Annotated in this window: 13 protein-coding genes and 1 pseudogene; 7 read left to right on the top strand and 7 right to left on the bottom strand. The window is 71.5% G+C overall.

Features of this window, described 5'->3' with window-relative positions:
• Nucleotides 1-32: 32 nt before the first annotated feature.
• Together QSK05_RS29485 and QSK05_RS29480 are read left to right on the top strand one after the other, a co-directional pair.
• Nucleotides 33-1,421: an aminopeptidase P family protein gene (locus QSK05_RS29485; RefSeq protein WP_285600641.1), complete on the top strand. Its 1,389-nt coding sequence runs from the start codon at nt 33-35 to the stop codon at nt 1,419-1,421.
• On the top strand, nt 1,418-4,111 hold the full coding sequence (locus QSK05_RS29480) for a beta-L-arabinofuranosidase domain-containing protein (RefSeq protein WP_285600640.1): 2,694 nt from the start codon (nt 1,418-1,420) through the stop codon (nt 4,109-4,111). Before QSK05_RS29485 ends, QSK05_RS29480 begins: the two co-directional genes overlap by 4 nt.
• On the opposite strand, the gene QSK05_RS29475 is transcribed toward QSK05_RS29480, so the two are convergent.
• Nucleotides 4,068-4,535, bottom strand: a complete 468-nt coding sequence (locus QSK05_RS29475) for a GGDEF domain-containing protein (protein ID WP_285600639.1) — start codon at nt 4,533-4,535, stop codon at nt 4,068-4,070. The two genes, QSK05_RS29480 and QSK05_RS29475, sit on opposite strands and share 44 nt — an antisense overlap.
• A gap of 547 nt (nt 4,536-5,082) precedes the next feature.
• Here QSK05_RS29475 and QSK05_RS29470 point away from each other — a divergent pair.
• A complete protein-coding gene (locus tag QSK05_RS29470; RefSeq protein ID WP_285600638.1) occupies nt 5,083-5,937 on the top strand; it encodes a helix-turn-helix domain-containing protein in 855 nt (284 codons plus the stop codon).
• A gap of 14 nt (nt 5,938-5,951) precedes the next feature.
• On the opposite strand, the gene QSK05_RS29465 is transcribed toward QSK05_RS29470, so the two are convergent.
• The 4 genes from QSK05_RS29465 to QSK05_RS29450 all read right to left on the bottom strand — a co-directional run bounded on the left by QSK05_RS29465 (nt 5,952) and on the right by QSK05_RS29450 (nt 10,406).
• Nucleotides 5,952-6,227: a hypothetical protein gene (locus QSK05_RS29465; protein WP_285600637.1), complete on the bottom strand. Its 276-nt coding sequence runs from the start codon at nt 6,225-6,227 to the stop codon at nt 5,952-5,954.
• A gap of 198 nt (nt 6,228-6,425) precedes the next feature.
• Complete coding sequence (locus QSK05_RS29460) at nt 6,426-8,540, bottom strand: iron ABC transporter permease (protein ID WP_285600636.1); 2,115 nt, start codon at nt 8,538-8,540, stop codon at nt 6,426-6,428.
• Between the two features lie 3 nt (nt 8,541-8,543).
• Entirely contained in the window at nt 8,544-9,563 is a 1,020-nt protein-coding gene (locus tag QSK05_RS29455; protein WP_285600635.1) for an ABC transporter substrate-binding protein, read from the bottom strand.
• Nucleotides 9,564-9,590: 27 nt separating this feature from the next.
• Entirely contained in the window at nt 9,591-10,406 is an 816-nt protein-coding gene (locus QSK05_RS29450) for an ABC transporter ATP-binding protein (protein WP_352303094.1), read from the bottom strand.
• A 206-nt stretch (nt 10,407-10,612) separates the two neighbouring features.
• Here QSK05_RS29450 and QSK05_RS29445 point away from each other — a divergent pair, with 206 nt between their 5' ends.
• Nucleotides 10,613-11,254 (top strand): DUF6518 family protein, encoded by a 642-nt coding sequence (locus tag QSK05_RS29445; RefSeq protein ID WP_285600633.1) that lies wholly within the window; start codon nt 10,613-10,615, stop codon nt 11,252-11,254.
• A gap of 10 nt (nt 11,255-11,264) precedes the next feature.
• On the top strand, nt 11,265-11,705 hold the full coding sequence (locus QSK05_RS29440) for an MEKHLA domain-containing protein (protein WP_285600632.1): 441 nt from the start codon (nt 11,265-11,267) through the stop codon (nt 11,703-11,705).
• 6 nt (nt 11,706-11,711) lie between these two features.
• On the opposite strand, the gene QSK05_RS29435 is transcribed toward QSK05_RS29440, so the two are convergent.
• Nucleotides 11,712-11,876: a hypothetical protein gene (locus QSK05_RS29435; protein ID WP_285600631.1), complete on the bottom strand. Its 165-nt coding sequence runs from the start codon at nt 11,874-11,876 to the stop codon at nt 11,712-11,714.
• Between the two features lie 96 nt (nt 11,877-11,972).
• Nucleotides 11,973-12,161: pseudogene (locus QSK05_RS29430) on the bottom strand (amidohydrolase); the annotation flags it as partial.
• A 139-nt stretch (nt 12,162-12,300) separates the two neighbouring features.
• On the opposite strand from QSK05_RS29430, the gene QSK05_RS29425 reads away from it, so the two are divergent.
• Nucleotides 12,301-15,591, top strand: a complete 3,291-nt coding sequence (locus tag QSK05_RS29425; protein ID WP_285600629.1) for a DUF4132 domain-containing protein — start codon at nt 12,301-12,303, stop codon at nt 15,589-15,591.
• A gap of 94 nt (nt 15,592-15,685) precedes the next feature.
• Nucleotides 15,686-18,676: a DUF4132 domain-containing protein gene (locus tag QSK05_RS29420; protein ID WP_285600628.1), complete on the top strand. Its 2,991-nt coding sequence runs from the start codon at nt 15,686-15,688 to the stop codon at nt 18,674-18,676.
• Nucleotides 18,677-18,785 lie beyond the last annotated feature (109 nt).

Here is an 18,785-nt window from a genome sequence, read left to right as displayed (position 1 = left end):
CCGAGGCCGCCCGGCCCTGGCTCACCACCCCCGTGCCCCAGCCCGGCACCGGCCGCCCCGCCTGGTCCGGCACCCGCCCCCCGCGCCTGGTCAACCAGAGCGTCGGCTTCCAGAACTGGATCGCGCAGGGCTGGGGGGACCGGGACGTGCCCGCTCCCGTGGATCCCGCCGCGGCCCGGGCCGCCGCCGCCCACCGCGCCCGCCTGAGTGCCGCCCTGCCCGGCCGCACCATCGTCCTGAGTGCCGGCCTGCTGAAGGCCCGCAACGCCGACGCCGACTACGCCTTCCGGGCGGACAGCGACTTCGTCTGGGCCACCTCGTGCCAGGTCGACGGGGCCGTGCTGGTGATGACGCCCAGCGGCTCCGGCCACGATGCTGTGCTGTACCTGCCCCCGCCCGCCCGGCCCGGCGAGAAGGACTTCTACGCCAGCCCTGCGCACGGTGAGCTGTGGGTCGGGCCGTCCGCCGGGATCGAGGCCTGGCAGGCCGCGCTCGACCTGCCCGTGCGCGCGATCTCCGCCTACGTACCCCCGGAGGCCGCGCACGACCTGGACGCGATCGCGCAGATCGCCGAGGTGACCTCCGACCTGCGCATGATCAAGGACGACTGGGAGATCGCCCAGCTGCGCGAGGCGATCGACGCCACCGTGGGCGGATTCGCCGCGGTGGCGGGGGAGCTGCCGCGGGTGCTGTCCGAGAACCTCAGCGAGCGCTGGCTGCAGGGTACGTTCGACCGCCACGCCCGCACGTTCGGCAACGGCCCCGGCTACGCGACCATCGTGGGATCGGGCCCGCACGCGCCGATCCTGCACTGGGTGCGCTGCGACGGCCCGATCCTTCCCGGCGAGACGCTGCTGCTGGACATGGGTGTGGAGGCGAACTCGCTGTACACGGCCGACGTCACGCGCACCATCCCGGCGGGTGGCACGTTCACGCAGACGCAGCGTGCCGTGCACGATCTGGTCGAGGCCTCGCACCGGGCCGGGATGGACCAGGTGCGTCCGGGCGCGGAGTACTCCGACTTCCACTTCGCCTCGATGGAGGTCATCGCGCAGGGCCTGCACGACTGGGGTCTGCTGCCGGTCTCGGTCGACGAGGCCCTGGCGCCCGAGGGTCAGCAGCACCGGCGGTACCTGGCCTGTGGGGTCGGGCACCACCTCGGGCTCGACGTGCACGACTGCGGCAAGTCCGACTACGAGAAGTACCAGGGCGCCCCGCTGGCGCCCGGCATGGTGCTGACCGTGGAGCCGGGCCTGTACTTCCACGCCCACGACGAGACCCTTCCGCCCGAACTGCGGGGCATCGGCGTGCGGATCGAGGACGACCTGCTGGTCACGCAGACCGGCCACGAGGTGCTCTCCGGCGCGCTGCCGATCGACGCGGCCGGACTGGAGCAATGGACCCAGGAGAACATGCGGTGACTCTCGCCCGGCCCTTCCCCCTGCGTGACGTGTCGCTGGGGGAGGGCGTGCACGCGCGCGCCCAGCACCAGATGCTGCACCTGGCCCGGGTCTACCCGGTCGACCGGGTGCTGGCCGGGTTCCGGGCCAACGCCGGGCTGGACACGCACGGGGCCCGGCCGCCGGGCAACTGGGAAGACTTCGGGCATCCGGACGAGCAGGCCTGGTCGGGAGCCGACTACCCGGGTGCGGGGGTCGCGCCGACGGCGAGTCTGTTGCGCGGGCACTACGCCGGGCACTTCCTGTCGATGCTGTCCCTGGCCTACGCCTCGACCGGGGAGGAGGTGTTCCGGGAGAAGGTGGACGAGCTGGTCGCGGGGCTGGCGCAGGTCCAGGCCGCGCTGGCCGCCACGGGCCGGTTCACCCATCCGGGATTCCTGGCGGCGTACGGGGAATGGCAGTTCGACCGGCTGGAGGACCTGGCTCCCTACGGGGAGATCTGGGCGCCCTGGTACACCTGCCACAAGATCATGGCGGGGCTTGTGGACGCCCACCAGCACGCCGGTTGTGCGCAGGCTCTGGAGGTGGTCACCTCGATGGGGCACTGGGCGGCGCAGCGCATGCAGCGGCTGGAGCGCGATCAGGTGCAGCGCATGTGGTCGCTCTACATCGCCGGTGAGTACGGCGGGATGAACGAGACCCTGGTGGCGCTGTACCGGATCACCGGGGAGAAGGACTTTCTCCAGGCCGCTTCCGCGTTCGAGATGGACTCCCTGCTCGACGCCGCTACCGACGGGCCGAACGGGCGGGACATTCTCGACGGGATGCACGCCAACCAGCACCTGCCCATGCTGGTCGGGCACCTGGCGCAGTACGAGGCCACCGGGGAACGCCGCTACCTCGACGCCGTCCTGAATCTCTGGGACCAGCTCGTGCCCGGGCGCACCTTCGCACACGGTGGTACGGGCGAGGGCGAGCTCTGGGGTCCGGCCGGGGCCGTCGCGGGCTTCGTGGGCCGCCGCAACGCCGAGAGCTGCGCCACCTACAACCTGCTCAAGATTGCCCGGGGCCTGTTCGCACACACACTCGACGTCCGCTTCGCCGACTACGCCGAGCGCGCGTCGCTCAACCACATGGTCGGATCCCGGGCCGACGTCACCTCGGACACCGACCCCGAGGTCGTCTACATGTTCCCCGTCGACGCCGGGGCCGTGCGCGAGTACGGCAACGTCGGGACCTGCTGCGGCGGGACGGGTCTGGAAAGCCATGTGAAGCATCAGGAGTCGGTCTTCTTCGAGAGTTCCGAACGGCCCGGCGACCTGTTCGTGCTCCAGTACCTGCCCTCGACCCTGACCTGGGAACGGGCGGGTGGCACGGTCACGATCGACACCCGCTACCCCCGGGACGGCCGGATCACGGTGACCGTCGGCGTGTCCGGCCGGCGCACGCTGCACCTGCGGATCCCGCCCTGGGCGCGCGATCAGGTGACGATCGACGGCGAACCGGCCCCGGTCGGTTCGCGGTATCCCGGATTCCTCAGCGTGACCCGGGATTTCAGACCCGGTGACCACCTCGTCCTCAATCTGCCGTTGCCTCTGCGCCTGGTGCCCACCCCCGACGACCCGTCACTGGTCAGCCTGGAACGGGGCCCCACCGTGCTGCTGGCCCGCGACGACGCGACCATCACGCAGACCATTTCGCCGGCCGCGTCGAGGCTTCTCGACGGCAGTCTCGGCGACTTCACCACCGAGGGTGATCTGGTCACCGTGCTCGGCCGGACGTTCGAGCCGGCCTGGTCGGGTGGCGATCACCGCTATCACCTCTACCGGCGCCTGGCCGACGACCGGATTGCCTTCCGGGGCAGTGACTCCGGGGTGCCCAATCGGCACGACCAGCACGGCTGGTCGTTCCTGGGCGCCCTCTGGTCCGGCGGGGGCCATCCGGGCATCGAGGACTTCTTCGCGGCGGTGCACCGGCACGCGCTCACCGCGGCGCGTTCGGGTCTGCTGAGCCGGCCCGAGCTGGTCCAGGTGCTCGAGGCCGCGGTCGCCAGCACCCTCGACCACCCGACCGTACCGCGACGGGCGACCACCTCGTCCACCCTGGATGACGCAGTGGCCTTCGAGATCTGGCACCGCACCGAGGATGTCGTGGTCTGGGCCCTGCCCGACGACGCCGGGGCCGAGCACGCCGCCCCGGTGATCCGGATCGACGTCACCGGAGAACGGGCCTCCTCGGGCTGGTACACCAGCCCGCCCACGGTCAGCGTCACGGTGGTGTCGCCGGGCCCGGGCATTGCCGCCCTGGAGATCGACAGCGGGAACGGAACCTGGCTCTCCGCGATCAATTCCGGTGATCTGCGGCTGGACACCGACGGCCGGCACACGATCCGGGCCCGGGCGCTCGACCAGCTGGGCCGTACCGTGCACGGGGAGCGGGAGGTGGCCGTGGACACCACCGCACCGGTGCCGACCATCCGGGTGCGCCCGCTGGGCGGCAGCAGCGTCGAGGTGACGCTGGACGCGTCCGACACGGTCTCGGGGCTCGACCGCATCCAGTGGCGCACGGCCGAGACCTTCTGGGGCGTCTACCAGGAGCCGTTCACCCGGGCACTGCACGAGCAGCCGCAGACCCTGGAGTTCACGGCGACCGACCGGGCGGGCAATGTCACCGCGCGGCATTCGGTTCAGCTGCCGGCCCTGGGCGGCTGAGTTCGGGCAGATCGTGGCACACCCGGTTGCGGCCGGTGCGCTTGGCAGCGTAGAGGTTCTCGTCCGCGGTGGCGAGCAGGTCGCGCTGCGTGGTGCGGGGCCCCCGGCCGGAGGTGCCTGGGCACCAGGCCGCACCGGTGCTGAGCGTGACGTGCAGGCCGGGCGCGATCGTGTCCCAGGCGTGCCGGTCGACGCTGCGGCGGATCCGTTCCAGCAGGTGGGCCGCGTGCTCGGGCAGGATCTCGGGCAGCACCAGCAGGAACTCCTCCCCGCCCATCCGGGCCACGAACGCCCCGGGCAGGGCGGAGACCTCGTCCTCCTGCGAGCGCATCTCCACGTAGGCGTCGAAGAAGGCATCGGGGGCGGCGAAGGCCTCGGCGAAGTTCCCCCGGACGGCGTGGAGCTGCGCCCGTTCCTGGTGCACCTTGACCAGTACCTGGCCGAGGGAGCGTTCGGCGCACAGCCGGCGGGAGGTGTCCAGGACGGGCGATCAGTAGTTCGTCGCCCAGCTTCCTCGCGCGCAAGCCGAGATCGAGGGGCTGGACGAGCATGCGCTCGGCGTTCCACACCACCCGGTCGTCCAGCTGGTCCAGAGCCTCGGAGAGCTGCTCGGTATCCATGGCCTCACCGTGCACTCCGGGCTCCCTTCGCGTTCCCCCTCATCGACGGGTGGGAGCGCTACCTGAAGTGGTGGCGAAGTGGTGGCGAAGTGGTGGCGAAGTGGTGGCGAGGGCGCGGCCCGGCACCGGCCCGTTCCCCTCCGGCACGGACCGGTGCCGGGATGCCGGGGTTCAGCCAATCGCTGCGGCCGGTCCCTGCTCAAGAGGGGCGATCGGTCCCGGACAGTCCCGGACGCCACTTCGTCGACGATGAGACGTCATGCACCCTGGGCGTGTATGCCGCCCGTTCTGTCACACCCTGTGGCTAGGGTGATACACGTGCCCGATAGTCATCATTTGCCGGATATGCCGGTGCAGCCCGTCCGCGATCCTGCCGAAGCCACCACGTCGGACGAGTTCGTCCGGGCCCTGGCCTCGTTGCGGCTCGCGGCGGGAGAGAGTTACCGCACCCTGCAGAACCGCACGGGTATCCCGCTGAGCACGCTGAACGACACGCTCGCGGGCCGGCGTAAGCCGCGCAACCCGGTGATCCGGCAGATCGTGACCGCCTACGCGGCCGACGAGGCACAGGCCGCACGCTGGCTCGAGGTGTGGTCCGCCCTGATCGTCGGGGAGTCCGCTCCCGACGATCCGATGCCACCGGTTGCGGGCGGTGCGGCCCGGCAGGCCCTGGCCGACGACGCGCACGCCGCCGCGCTCGCGGCCCCGCCCGTGCCGCGGGCCTCGCGCACCTGGATCGTCGCCGCGGTGGCCACCCTGGTCGTGGTGCTCGTGGCCGGGCTGATCTGGCAGATCCGGCTGACCGGCGACGAGCCGGTGGCCGATGCCCTGACGAAGCAGGTGGCCGGTGGTGACGCGGTGGCATCCTTCGGCGACGGCACCGAGATCACCGTGTTCAACGTCGAGAAACCCTGTCAGGACCAGCACATTCGCGAGTGCTCGCTGTCGTTGTCGCGCAGTCCGTGGAACCCTCGCAGCGAGCAGAACGTGGTCGGGCGGGTCTTTCACGAAGACACCCTGCTGACCGATTGCGTGATCGCGGACGGGCGGCGCATCGAAGACGAGGCGGGCGTCTCGACGCATCGCTGGTATCACGTCAGGGTGCCGGACAGCGGCGTGATCGGCTGGCTGCCCGCCGTGCGCACGCGTACCGAGGCGGCGATCCCGCCGTGCCTCAGGCCGCAGCCCTCGCCCTCGGCTCCCTGAGCATCCGGTGAGGGTCAGGGGGCGTTCTCGATGCAGGCGGTGACCTGGGCCTCGTCGTTGGGGAACATGATCTGGCAGAGCGAGGCGGACTGCTCGGCCGAGTCGGCCCCGTGCATCCGGTCGCTGGGGCCGGCCAGACTCAGCGTGACCACCGAGGCCGCGATGACGACCGCGGCGAGCAGCAGCGACAGCACGAGCATCGTGCGGCGGTTGCGGTCGACGTAGGCGGAGGGGCGAAGGGGCCGGCGGCGTCGCCGCGGGCGCTGACGGTGCGCCGGACTGTCGGTCAAACCTGCCTCCCCGAAGCTCTGCGCGTGGACCAGGACAAAGAGCAACTTCCGTTCGGATTCCTTCCGATCCTGCCACGCGCCCGTCCGCCCGAGGGGCGTTTCCCCAACCCTCAACAACCCTCCTTGCTGGTGATCATGCAAAACCTCCCCGGAGTTCTAGAACTCCGGGGAGGTTTTGCATGATCACGGAAGGGGTTGTTACCGGGTTCGGGAACGGTGCAGCAGCCAGACGAAGTAGGGCGCCCCGATGATGGCCGTCACCAGGCCGGCGGCGATCTCGCTGGGGGCGATCACGTATCGCCCGAGCGTGTCGGCCAGGCAGACCAGCACCGCGCCGAGGGCGACGGCGACCGGCACGGAGCGGGAGTGACGTCCGCCGGCCAGGGCCCGGGCGGCGTGCGGGGCGACCAGGCCGACGAACCCCAGCGCCCCGACCGCGCAGGCCGCGGCCGCGGTGAGTACCGCGGCCAGGGCACAGAACGCCAGGCGGGCGGCGTTCAGGCGCACACCGAGCACGCGGGGCATGTCCTCGTCGAGCACGATCAGGTCGAGGGTGCGACTGCCGAACAGGGTCAGCGGCAGCCCGATCGCCAGAGCGACGAGCACCGGGATCGACTGGTCGGTGCCCCGGCCGTAGGTGGAGCCGGACAGCCAGGTCAGAGCCAGGTTGGTGTCCCACGGCGAGACCACCACGACGATCAGGGTGGTGATCGCGGCAGCCCCGGAACTCACGCCGATACCGATGAGCACGAGCCGTTCCGAGGACAGACCGCGCCCGGTGGCCCGGGTGCCGGCGGCCAGCCAGAGCACCAGGGCGAACGTGAGCAGGGCGCTCAGCGTGGCCAGGCCCATCATCGGCCAGATCCCGAGGCCGGGCAGCAGCACCACGACGGCCACCGCGCCGACCGAGGCGCCGGGCGTGACGCCGAGCAGGCCGGGCTCGGCCAGCGGGTTGCGGCACACGGCCTGCACGATCGCGCCGGCCAGGGCCAGGGCCGCACCACCGGCCAGGGCCGCCAGCACGCGGGGCCAGCGCTGGCTGAGAGCGAAGTTGACCTGGGTGCCGGCGGCGTCGCGAACCCAGTTGACCACGTCGCCCAGCAACACCACACGCTGACCGAGCAGCAGGCCGGCCACCAGCGAACCGACCAGGGCGAGCACGAGCACCACCCACAACCCGGCCACCCACCGACCCGAACGCACCGTGCCGTGCGCACCCCGCGTCCCCTGGCCGACAGCACCGCCCCGCAACTGCCGCGCCAGCCAGACCAGCACCACCGCCCCCGACAGGGTCGTCACCACGCCCGTGGGAATGGCGATGGAGACGTCCGCGGGCAGGAAGAGCCGCAGCAGCACGTCCGCCGAGGTGACCACCAGCGCGCCGAAGATCCCGGCCAGCGGCAGCAGGAGCACGTGCCGGCCGAGGCCGGGTAGCCGGCGCGCGGCCGAGCGGGCGGCGACCCCGGCCGACAGGCCGACGAAACCGATGGGGCCGGTGACGGTCACGGCGGTGGCGGCCAGCAGCACCGCGAGCAGCACGGCGAACATCCGGCTGCGGCGCACGTCGATGCCCAGCACCCGCGCGGAGTCGTCGCCCAGCGCCATCACGTCCAGGCGGTGGGCCAGCAGCAGGAGCCCGATCACGCCCAGGGCGATCAACGGGATCGCGAGTTTCACCTGCTGCGAGCCCGACTGCACGGTGGTGCCGCTCTGCCAGGCGAACAGGCCCTGGGTCTGGACCTGGAAGAGCATGAGCAGCACGTAGCTGAGCGAGCTGAGGGCCAGCGCGATCGCGGAACCGGCCAGCACCAGACGGGTCGGGCCGCCGTCCCCGCCGCGGGAGATCAGCAGCACCAGGCCGGCCGCGGCCAGACCACCGGCGAAGGCGGTCAGCCCGTCCAGGTAGAAGGGCAGGCTGATGCCGAACGAGGCGACCGCCACGACGGTCAGATAGGCGCCGGAGTTGACCGCGAGGGTGTCGGGCGAGGCCAGCGGGTTGCGAGCCACGGACTGCAGGGTCGCGCCGGCCACGCCCAGGGCCAGGCCGATCAGCACGGCCGCGCCCAGGCGGGGCAGCCGGCTGGCGATCAGGATCGCCGTGGCGTCCGAGTCGTCGCCACCGGCCACGGATCTCAGCAGTTCGCCGACCCCCAGGTCGGCGGTGCCCTGGGTCAGGTGCACCGCGCCGAGGGCTGCCAGGGCGATCAGGCTCACCGCGAAAACCGCGGTGACGGATAACTTCTTACCAGAGGACGCGGGTTGCCCCGGGGACGCGGCGGGCGTCCCCGGGGCAGCGGTGCGGGTTGCGGTCACCGATCAGCTGTTAGCGGCGCCGGTGATGTTCTCCACCACCGTGTCGATGTACGCCTGCGCCGCCTTCGGGCCACCGAACATCCAGATGCCACTGTCGATCGGCTTGGCCCGGTCGGCCTCGACGAACGGCAGCTTCTTCCAGATCGCGTTGTCCTTCAGCGAGGTGACCCAGTGGTCCTTGACGTCGCCGTCCAGGACATAGAGGAAGGTGGTGTCGGCGTCGCTGATCTTCGTCAGGCCCTCGACGTCGATGGTGGCCAGGCCGTAGTCGGCGTCACCACCGGTCGGGTACTGGTTCTCCAGGCCCAGTTCCGCCGCCACGGCACCGAAGTACGAGGTCGGCGTGTACATCCGGATCGACACCGTGCCGGACTGCACCCAGCCGTCGGACATGGTGAACGGCGCACCGGACTTGCCGGCGGCCTCCAGAGCAGCCTTGCCCTCCTTGATCGCCGTGTCGAAGTCGGCCAGCAGCGTGGTGGCCTGGGCCTGCTTGCCCGTGGCCTCGGCCAGCGTGTTCACCGTCGTGCGCATGTAGCCGATCGCGTCCTTGCCGTCCGAGCCCTTGAGCACGACGACCGGGGCGATCTTCTCGAGCGAGGCGTACACCTTGTCGTCGAGACCGGTGACGGAGACGATCAGGTCGGGCTCCAGGGCGGAGATCGCGTCGGTGTTCGGGGTGCCGCGCTCGCCGACGTCGGGGGTGTCCGCGTCGAGGGGGACCACGGTGTCGTAGATGTTGTAGTTCTTGACGTCGGCCGCGCCGACCGGGGTGACGCCCAGCGAGAGCAGGTTCTCGGTGAGGCCCCACTCCAGGGAGACGACCTTGGTGGCCGGGGCGTCGAGCTTGACCTGCGTGCCGCGGGCGTCGGTGACGGTCACCGGGCCGCCGGCCGTGGCCGACGGGGTGCTCTCGGACGAGCCGGCGGAGGACTCGGTGGTGCCACAGGCGGACAGCAGCAGGGCGAGGGCCGCGGCGGAGGTCGCGGCGACCGTCAGCGCACGACGGGGGCGGGAGAACATGCGGTTCCTTCTGGGGATGGGGTGGAATTACCGGCTGAGCTGGCGTGCTCGCCGGTTCGTGTGCCGTCCGACCGGGCTGGTGCGGACGGTGCCGTGCTCGTCGACCTCGACGTCGATCCGTAGCCCGTACACCTCACTGATCAGGTCGGCCGTGAACACCTGCGCCGGGGTGCCGGTGGCCCGGACGACTCCCGCATGCAGCAGGACCACCTCGTCGGCCACGGCGGCGGCCTGGTTCAGGTCGTGCAGCACCACACCGATCGCAACGTTGTGCTCGTCGGCGAGATCCCGCACGATGTCGAGGATCTCGACCTGGTAGCGGAGGTCGAGGAAGGTGGTCGGTTCGTCCAGCAGCACCACGTGCGTGTCCTGGGCCAGGCAGGTGGCCAGCCAGACCCGCTGCAGTTCGCCGCCGGACAGCTCGTCCACCGGGCGTTCCGCCATCGTGGCCACGCCGGTCTGCTCCAGGGCCCGCTGCACCACGGCCGCCCCGTTCTCGTCCCCACTGCCGAAACGTCCTCGGTACGGGTGGCGCCCGTACGCGACGACGTCCTTGACCCGCACCCCGCCGGGGGTGGGGCGGGACTGGGTGAGCAGGGTGACGCGGCGGGCGAAGTCCTTGGGGTGCAGGGTGCGGGCCTCGAGCCCGTCGCCGAGCGTGACCCGTCCGGCCTGCGGGGTGTGCAACCGCGCCAGGGAACGCAGCAGGGTGGACTTGCCCGAGCCGTTCGGGCCGATCAGAGCCGTGACCCGTCCGGCCCGCAGGGCGATCCGGGCGTCCCGGACGACGGTCTTGCCGTCATATCCGAGGGTCAGATCGGTACCGGAGAGCGCGGGGTTCATCTCCGCACTGGGTAAGGGCAGGCTCACGAAGGTGAGGCTAACCTACCCACCCGCCCGATGTGTTCCCGGGTATCGGGGAGCAGGCCTCGTTCATGGCTGATCCACAGCTACGTCTCCACCTCAGGTAGGACGGGATCGTTCCGGGGGACAGCAGATCGCGACCGTGGTCTGACGCGCGGCACAGCCTTCCGGACGAGGATGGGGGCATGTTCTCCACCACCGACGAGCGCGGCGTCCCCGTCGTGCGCGACACCAGCGGCCGGGCGGGCGCGGTGTCCGGGGTCGTGGCGTCCAGCTTCGTGCTCGGCGCCGTGACCTCCTACGCCCAGGGCTTCCTTCCCGGCGTGATCAGCTCGCTGGCCAACTCGGCCAGTGGCTGGACGATCATCACGGTGCTGCTGCTCCTGGGGTTCCGGTCCGCGCCGCTACCCTCGGCACTCCTGGGGGCTGCGAGCTTCGTACTTCTCACCCTCGGCTACACCCTGGCTTCGGCCCTGCGCGGCTACACCTACGACCCGACCCTGTTCTGCCTCGTCGGTGTCGTCGTGGGCCCCTTCGTCGGGCTGGCCGCGGCCTGGCTGCGTGAGCGTGACCTGCGTGCCGCCCTGGCCACCGCCGCCCTGGCCGGGATCGCCGTCGGGGAGGCGGTCTACGGCCTGACCGTCGTCGCCGACAGCACCAGCCCGTTCTACTGGACGCTGAGCGGCCTGACCGGGCTGGGCCTGGCGGCCTGGATGGCCGTCCGCCGCCTGCAGACGTCGCTGGACATCACCCTGGCCCTCGGGCTGACGGCCGTGGTGGCGGCCGGGTTCCTGATCAGTTACCAGAACCTCGGCACGGCTCTCTAAACTCGGCGGGATGAGCACGCGCGACGCACCGTTCGCCGAACTGCTGGCCTCCAGTTATGCCACCTCGGTGGGAGAACCCCTCGTGCCGGAGGGGGTGGACGCGGCCGGGTGGCTCTACGAGGCGTCGTTCGGCCTGCTGGCCCACGACACCTCGCCCGATCCCCTCTTCGTCTACGCGAATCTCACGGCGCAGAGGCTGTTCGAGTACTCCTGGGACGAGTTCAGCGGCCTGCCCTCCCGGCTGTCGGCGGGGCAGGACGACCGCCGCACCCGCGAGGAACTGCTGGAGGGCGTGCAGGACCGGGGCTACGCGAGCGGGTACCGCGGCCCCCGCGTGGCGAAGTCGGGCCGGCGGTTCTGGATCGACGATGCCACGGTCTGGAACCTGGTCCAGGACGACGGCACCCGGGTGGGCCAGGCGGCGATCATTCCGCGCTGGTACGAGGCCTGAGCCGCGTCACCACTGCCAGATGAGCAACCCGGTGCATGCGGCCACCACCAGCAGCGTCACCAGGCTGCCGATCCACAGGGCCCGGCGCATGGCCTCGGCCCGGGCCACGGCCAGACGCCTTTCGGTCACCTTCTGCTGGCGTGCCTCACGTGTCGCGCGTCCGCTGGCCATCCTGATCTCCGTCTGAAAGTCACCTGTGAACGGCGGTTTCCGGTCAGGTCCGGCCGGTAACCGCCGTCCATGATACGCCTGCAGGCTGTGCGGATCCTAGGAAAGTGCGGCGATGTCCAGCGCGGTCCAGGCCAGGGCGGTAGCGGCGTCGAGCAGGGCCTTCTCGGCGTCGGCGCCGACGCAGGCGGCGGCGAACTCCGGCTGGTGGTTCAGCGCCGGGAACGAGTCGATCCCGATGTAGGGATGGATCGCCGGCACCACCTGCGACACGTTGCCCATATCGGTTCAGCCTCACCGACGACCGGACCGGGCGGCTGCTGGAGGCAATCGGCAGCTCATAGGTATTTTTCCCGATTCTTTCGTACCTCGTGGCTAATGTGCGGGCCGCAAGGATGCAGCCACGACAGATGAGGAATCCCGGTCCATGCGCGACTTCGAGTTCACCTCGGCCTGGCAGCGCGAGCTGTACCCCCGGCGCGGCAGCCTGGGGGTGGAGGCCCTCGTGCCGGCGCCGCAGGCGCGCGCCCGGATCGAGGCGTACACGGCTGAGGTCCGTGAGCATCTCGACCGGGTGGTACAGGCCAGTGGGAGCGAGATCCGTGAGGCTGCGCAGGCCTGGCTGGCGGGGGATCCCGACACGCCGCCGCTCGGGGCGGCGGCGATCGCCCGGGCGCTGATGCGGCACCGGACCGACCTCTACGAGGCACCTTTCGCTGATGCCTGGATCGCGGAGCGGGGGTTGCGGTTCGCCGCGGAGGCGGCCGTCGAGTTGCTGGGTCTGACCGTGCCCCACGAGGACATCCGGTTCCTGGGGCCCGGGCGGGGCGCCGGCTGGTACTTCTGGCGATTCCTGCAGGTGCAGTGGCGGGTGCGCGCGGCGCTGGCCGGCGCTCCCGAGGCCGAGTACGCCGCGATCGTCGAGGTTCTGGCGGGCCTGCGATCGCGGTCCGAATACCACCGGATGGCCACGTCGCTGCTCGTGCCGACCGAGACCGCCTGGGTGCAGGAGTCTCTCGATCTCCTCATCGCCGAGCACGACCCGCAGGGTGCTGTCAGCCTGATCCTGTCGCTGTCCACGCGGCAGCAGCTGGAACGGGTAGACGGTGCGTTCGGCACGGTCCGGGGCGTCCTGGCCTCGAGCGCCTGGTTCCTCGCCGGCGTGGTGGACTTCCTCGGCCGGGACGCGGTCGAGGTGCTGATGCGCTGGTTCGACGGTGAGACGGCTCCGGAGTCCCGGCAGCGCCTGCTCGAGGCGCTGGCCCAGATCCCCGACGAGAGGGTTCTGCGCGTTCTCGCCGATCGCGCCACCGTGGGCGGGGTGGAGCCGGTCCTGCTGGAGGCGGCCGGGCGGCTGCCCGGTCCGGCGCTGGGGGTGCTCGCGGTGGGCGGTGATCGCCGCAAGCTCGATGAACTGCTGCGGCTGCACGTGCGCCGGCACCGGGAGCTGGCCGCCGGGCAGGTGGCGACGCTGCCGGCCGAGGCGGCGGGAAGGGTGCGGGCCCTGCTCGACGAGTTCGACGCGATCACCGAGGCCCCTACGCGGACATTGCCGCCGCTGCTGGTCTCGCCACCGTGGCTGCACCGGGTGAAGGCACCCAGGCCGGTCGTTCTCGAAGGTCTGTCCGCCACCGACGAGCCCGTCGTGACCTGGCGGGAAGGGGAGCAGGAGACGTTCGGTCGGCGCTCGCCCGACGTCTGGTCGCCCTACTCCGCCGGTGACAGCCGCCAGCAGTGGGAGCAGCGGGCCGGTGAGCTACGGGAAAACCTCTCCCGCTGGGAGGCGCCGAGCTTCCTGATCGAGGCCCCGTTCGATCTCGCGGCGCCCCTGGTGGCCGGCTGGGTTCCGGGTGATTACTCCGACCGGTCCGAGTTGCGTCCGATCGCAGCTCGTTTCGGCATCGCGGCGCTACCCGCCCTGATGTGCCGGGCCCCGGGCTCCCCGGTCGAGGTGGCGGCGGTACTCGGCCCGTTCTTCTCACCCGCGGTCGCGGTGCGCATGGCCGACTGGCTGACCCGGCTGAAGAGTGTGCGGGGGATGGCCTCCGCGTGGCTGCTGCGGCGCCCGCTCCCGGCGGCCCGGGCCCTGGTGCCCCCGGCGCTGGGGAAGGCCGGTGCGCCCCGGCGTCAGGCCGAGAACGCCCTCCTGCTGATGGCTTCCCACGGTCACGCCGATGCGGTGCGCTCGGCCGGACGGGACTACGGCGACGAGGCCGCGGCGGCGATCGAGGTGCTGCTCGCCCGGGATCCCCTGATGGATCTACCGGCCCGGATCCCCGCCCTTGCGTCCTGGGCCCGCACGGAGCGGCTGCCCCAGCCCCGGCTGCGAGACGGTTCGGGGGTGTTGCCCGCGTCCGCCGTCGAGCACCTGATCACCGTCTTCGCGCTGAGCCGCATCGAGCAGCCCTACGCCGGGCTGGAGATCGTGCGCCAGAGCCTGGCCGCGCCCGACCTCCCGGCCTTCGCCTGGGCCCTGTTCGGGCGCTGGCTGGCGGAGGGCGCGGTGGCGAAGGAGAACTGGGTGCTCGACGGTCTGGCGCTGGCCGGCGACGACGAGGTGGTGCGCAAGCTGACCCCGCTGATCCTGGCCTGGCCCGGTGAGGGTGGTCACGCCCGTGCGGTCGCCGGGGTCAACGTGCTGGCCGCCATCGGTTCCGACGTGTCCCTGATGCACCTGCACACCATTGCCCAGCGGGCGAAGTTCAAGGGCCTGAAGAACGCGGCCCAGGAGAAGATGGGTTCCGTAGCGGCCGATCTCGGGCTCACCGCCGACCAGCTGGCCGACCGTGTGGTGCCGGGTCTGGGGCTGGCGGCCGACGGCACCACCGTCCTGGACTACGGGCCGCGGCAGTTCGTGGTCGGGTTCGACGAGCAACTGCGCCCGTTCGTGACCTATGCGGCGGGCAAGCGGCTGAAGAACCTGCCCAAGCCGGGTGCGAAGGATGACCCGGATCTGGCTCCGGCCGCGTACCAGCAGTTCTCGGCCCTGAAGAAAGACGTGCGCAAGATCGGGGCCGACGCGATCCTGCGCCTGGAACAGGCGATGGTGAGGGGACGCCGCTGGAGCGGGGCCGAGTTCCGGCAACTGTTCGTCGGGCACCCGCTGCTGGGGCACGTCGTGCGGCGGCTGGTCTGGGGGCTCTACGACGCCGACGGCCACCTCACCGGTGCGCTGCGGGTGGCCGAGGACCGCACCTTCGCCGACGTCCTGGACGACGAGGTGCTGCTGGCCGACGACGCGGTGATCGGTGTGGCACATCCCCTGCCGCTGGGGTCCCAGGTTGCGCCGTGGGCGGAGCTCTTCGCCGACTACGAACTGCTGCAGCCATTCCCCCAGCTCGCCCGGCCGGTGCACACACTCACCGGGCCCGAACTGGAGACCGGGATCCTGAAGCGGTTCGAGGGCAGCAAGATCCCGGCCGCGAAGGTGCTGGGCCTGGAACGCCGGGGCTGGCGGCGGGAGGCGCCGATGGACGCCGGGATCCAGGGCTCCATCGACATCTCCTTCCCCTCCGGGGTGACCGGCACGATCGCCCTCGATCCCGGATTCGTCATCGGGATGCCCACCGAGTGGGAGGAGCAGACGCTCGACCTGGTGCGCGTGCACGCGAGCGGCACCCATCCCTTCTCCCGTGAGGATCATCCCCTCCAGCTCGGGCCCGTCGACCGGCTGGCGGTCTCCGAGATCCTGAACGATCTCACCGGGTTGACGGAATGAGGGTCCAGGGCGGTATTCCGGTTTTGTCGTAGGTCGTGGCTAGTCTGCGGGCCGCAAGCAAGCAGCGACGACACGATGAGGGATTTCCGGTTCGATGCGCGACTTCGAGCTCACCGCTGCCTGGCAGCACCAGGTGTACCCCCGCCGGGGCACGCTCGGGGTCAGTCCCGTCACGGCGGTGCCCACGGCCCGGGGCACCGTCGACGAGTACCTCGAGCAGTCCGGTAACTACCTCGACCGGCTGCTGCTGTTCGCCGGGCCCGGGAACGAGCCGTTGCTACGGGCGGCCCACGCCTGGCGCGACGGTGCGGCCGACGCCTCACCCCTGGGCGCCGCGGTGGTGGCCGCAGCCCTGATGAATCGCGACCGGGATTGCTACACCGCTCCTTTCGCCGATGTCTGGATCGCCGAGCGAGGGCTCGCCTTCGCCGCCGCGGCGGCGGTCGAGCTGCTCGCGCTGACCTTCTCCGAGAGCGGCCACGACCTGCGGTTCCTGCGGGCGGGCGAGATCGTGCAGCGCCGCTGGTGGGCCACTCCCGAGCTGCTGCCGGCCTGGCGGGTGCGTACGGCGCTGGCCGCCGCTCCGGAGGCTGAGTACGCCCGGGTGGTCGAGATTCTCGCCGGGTACCGGTCACGGCACGAGTACCACCGGTTCGGCACGTCACTGCTCGTGCCCACGCAGGCCGGCTGGGTGGCCGCCGACCTCGACGCCGCGCTCCAGCAGCACGACGTCTACCGCGGTATCGCCCTGACCCAGTGCCTGACCGAGCCGGACCAGCTGGCGCTGCTCGACCGTACGTTCTCCTCCGGCTACACGTTCCAGGGCGCGGTGAAGGCCTCCCCGCACTACATCGCCACGTTGCTCGACGCCCTGGGCACCCAGGCACTGGAGATGTTCCTGCGCTGGCTGGACGGCGACCGCTCGGCGGGCGACGACGGGCAGCGTCTGCTGGAGGCGATCGCCCAGATGCCGTCGGAGGCCGCCGTGCGCGCGCTCGCCGACCGGGCCGGGCGGCCGTCCGCCGAGGCCGCGCTCCTGGAGTCCGCGGGCCGGTTCCCCGGCCTCGCGCTCGGGGTGCTCGCCGAGCGGGGAGGTCGCGGGCAGCTCGCTGACCTGTTGCGGGCGCACGTGCGCGGTCATCGTGACCTGGCGGCTGCCTGGGTGGTGGGCCGGCCGCCGGGCGCGCAGCGGGTGCAGGCGATTCTCGACGAGATCGCGGCGATCGGCCAGGCCCCGGCGGGGGCCGTGCCCGCGGTGCTGATGTCCCCGCCGTGGTTGCACCGGGCCGCAGCGGCCCGGCCCATCGTCCTGACTGGTCTGAGCTGTACCGACGAGCCGTCAGCGGGTGAGTCGCAGGACCCGGTGCTGCAGGCCGAAGGGCTGACCCGGCGCAAGAGCGTCCGGGCCGGTGCCTCGGCCTGGCTGCTGCGGCACGCCGACGTGGCCGCCCGGGCACTGGTGCCACCGGCCCTGGGCCGGGTCGGCGCGGCCCGGCGCCAGGCCGAGAACGCCCTTCTGCACCTGGCTTCCCACGGTCACGGCGATGCGGTGCGTTCGGCCGGGCGGGTCTACGGTGACGAGGCCGCCGCGGCGGTCGAGGCCCTGCTGTCCCGCGACCCGCTCACGCAGTTGCCCGCCCGGATCCCGGCCGTCCCGTCGTGGGCCGCCCCGGCCCTGCTCCCGTCGGTGCGGCTGGCCGGTGGTGCGGGGGCGCTGCCGGTCGCGGCGGTGGAGCACCTGGTCACGATGTTCGCCCTGAGCCACGTCGAACAGCCCTACGCCGGGCTGGACCTCGTGCGGGCGGCCGTCGTGCCCGAAGACCTGCCGGTCTTCGCCTGGGGCTTGTTCCAGCGCTGGTTCGTGGCGGGGGCGGACCCGAAGGAGAACTGGGTGCTCGACGCGCTGGCCCTGACCGGTGACGATGAGGTGGTGCGGCAGCTGACCCCGCTGATTCTGTCCTGGCCCGGCGAGGGTGGGCACGCCCGGGCCGTCGCGGGGGTGAACGTGCTGGCGGCCATCGGGTCGGACGTGGCGCTGATGCACCTGAACTCCATTGCACAGCGGGCGAAGTTCAAGGGCCTGAAGAGCGCGGCCCAGGAGCGGATGGCTTCGCTGGCGGCCGATCTCGGGCTCACCGCCGACCAGCTGGCCGACCGGCTGGTGCCCGGCCTGGGTCTGGACGACGACGGCAGCCTGCTGCTCGATTACGGGCCGCGTCAGTTCGTGGTCGGGTTCGACGAGGAACTGCGGCCGTACGTCACCGACACCGCGGGCCAACGGCTGAAGAACCTGCCCCGGCCCGGGACGAAGGACGACCCGGATCTGGCTCCGGCTGCCTACCAGCAGTTCTCGGGGCTGAAGAAGGATGTGCGCAAGATCGCGGCCGACCTCGTGCAGCGGCTGGAGCAATCGATGGTGAGCGGCCGGCGCTGGTCGGGGTCGGAGTTCCGGCAGTTCCTGGTCGGGCATCCTCTGGTGTGCCACGTCGTCCGCCGTCTGGTCTGGGGTGTGTACGACGACGGCCGTCTCGTGGGTGCCCTCCGGGTCGCGGAAGACCGGTCCTTCGCCGATCTCGCCGACCTGGAGACGAAACTGCCCGATGATGCGGTCGTCGGGGTGGCACACCCGCTGCACCTGGGCCCGGCGGTGGAACCGTGGGCGGGGGTTTTCGCCGACTACGAGATCCTGCAGCCGTTCCCGCAGCTGGACCGTCCCGTTCACACGCTCACGCCTTCCGAGGCCGAACACGGCGTGCTGGAGCGGTTCGAGGGCCTGGAGGCACCGAACGGGACGGTGCTGGGCCTGGAACGGCGGGGATGGCGCCGGGAGGAACCGGACGACGTGATGCAGATGTCGGTCGCCGTCTCGTTCTCCTCCGGGCTGAAGTGCTCGGTGCGTCTCGACCCGGGCTTCGTCATCGGGTTCCCGACCGATGCGGACGTCCAGACGCTGGTGACGGTGCGCCTGCACCACGGTAGTCCGGAACCGTTCGCAGACCGGGCGACCCTGCCCCTCCTGGGGGACTGCGACCCGGTGGCCGTCTCGGAGATCCTGGGCGACCTCACCGGGATCACCGGCGGCTGAACCGGTGAGATCTGCGGGCGGACGGGTGAATCGGGTTGATCGCGCAGGTGGGGGCTCTGGTAGCCATTTTGTCGGACCCCGTGGCTAATGTGCGGACCGCAACGATGAG

Origin of the sequence: Kineosporia sp. NBRC 101731 (assembly GCF_030269305.1) — a bacterium.
Lineage (GTDB): Bacteria > Actinomycetota > Actinomycetes > Actinomycetales > Kineosporiaceae > Kineosporia.
Note: the sequence above shows the minus strand (reverse complement) of the source record. Positions and strands in the feature narration are given on the sequence as shown.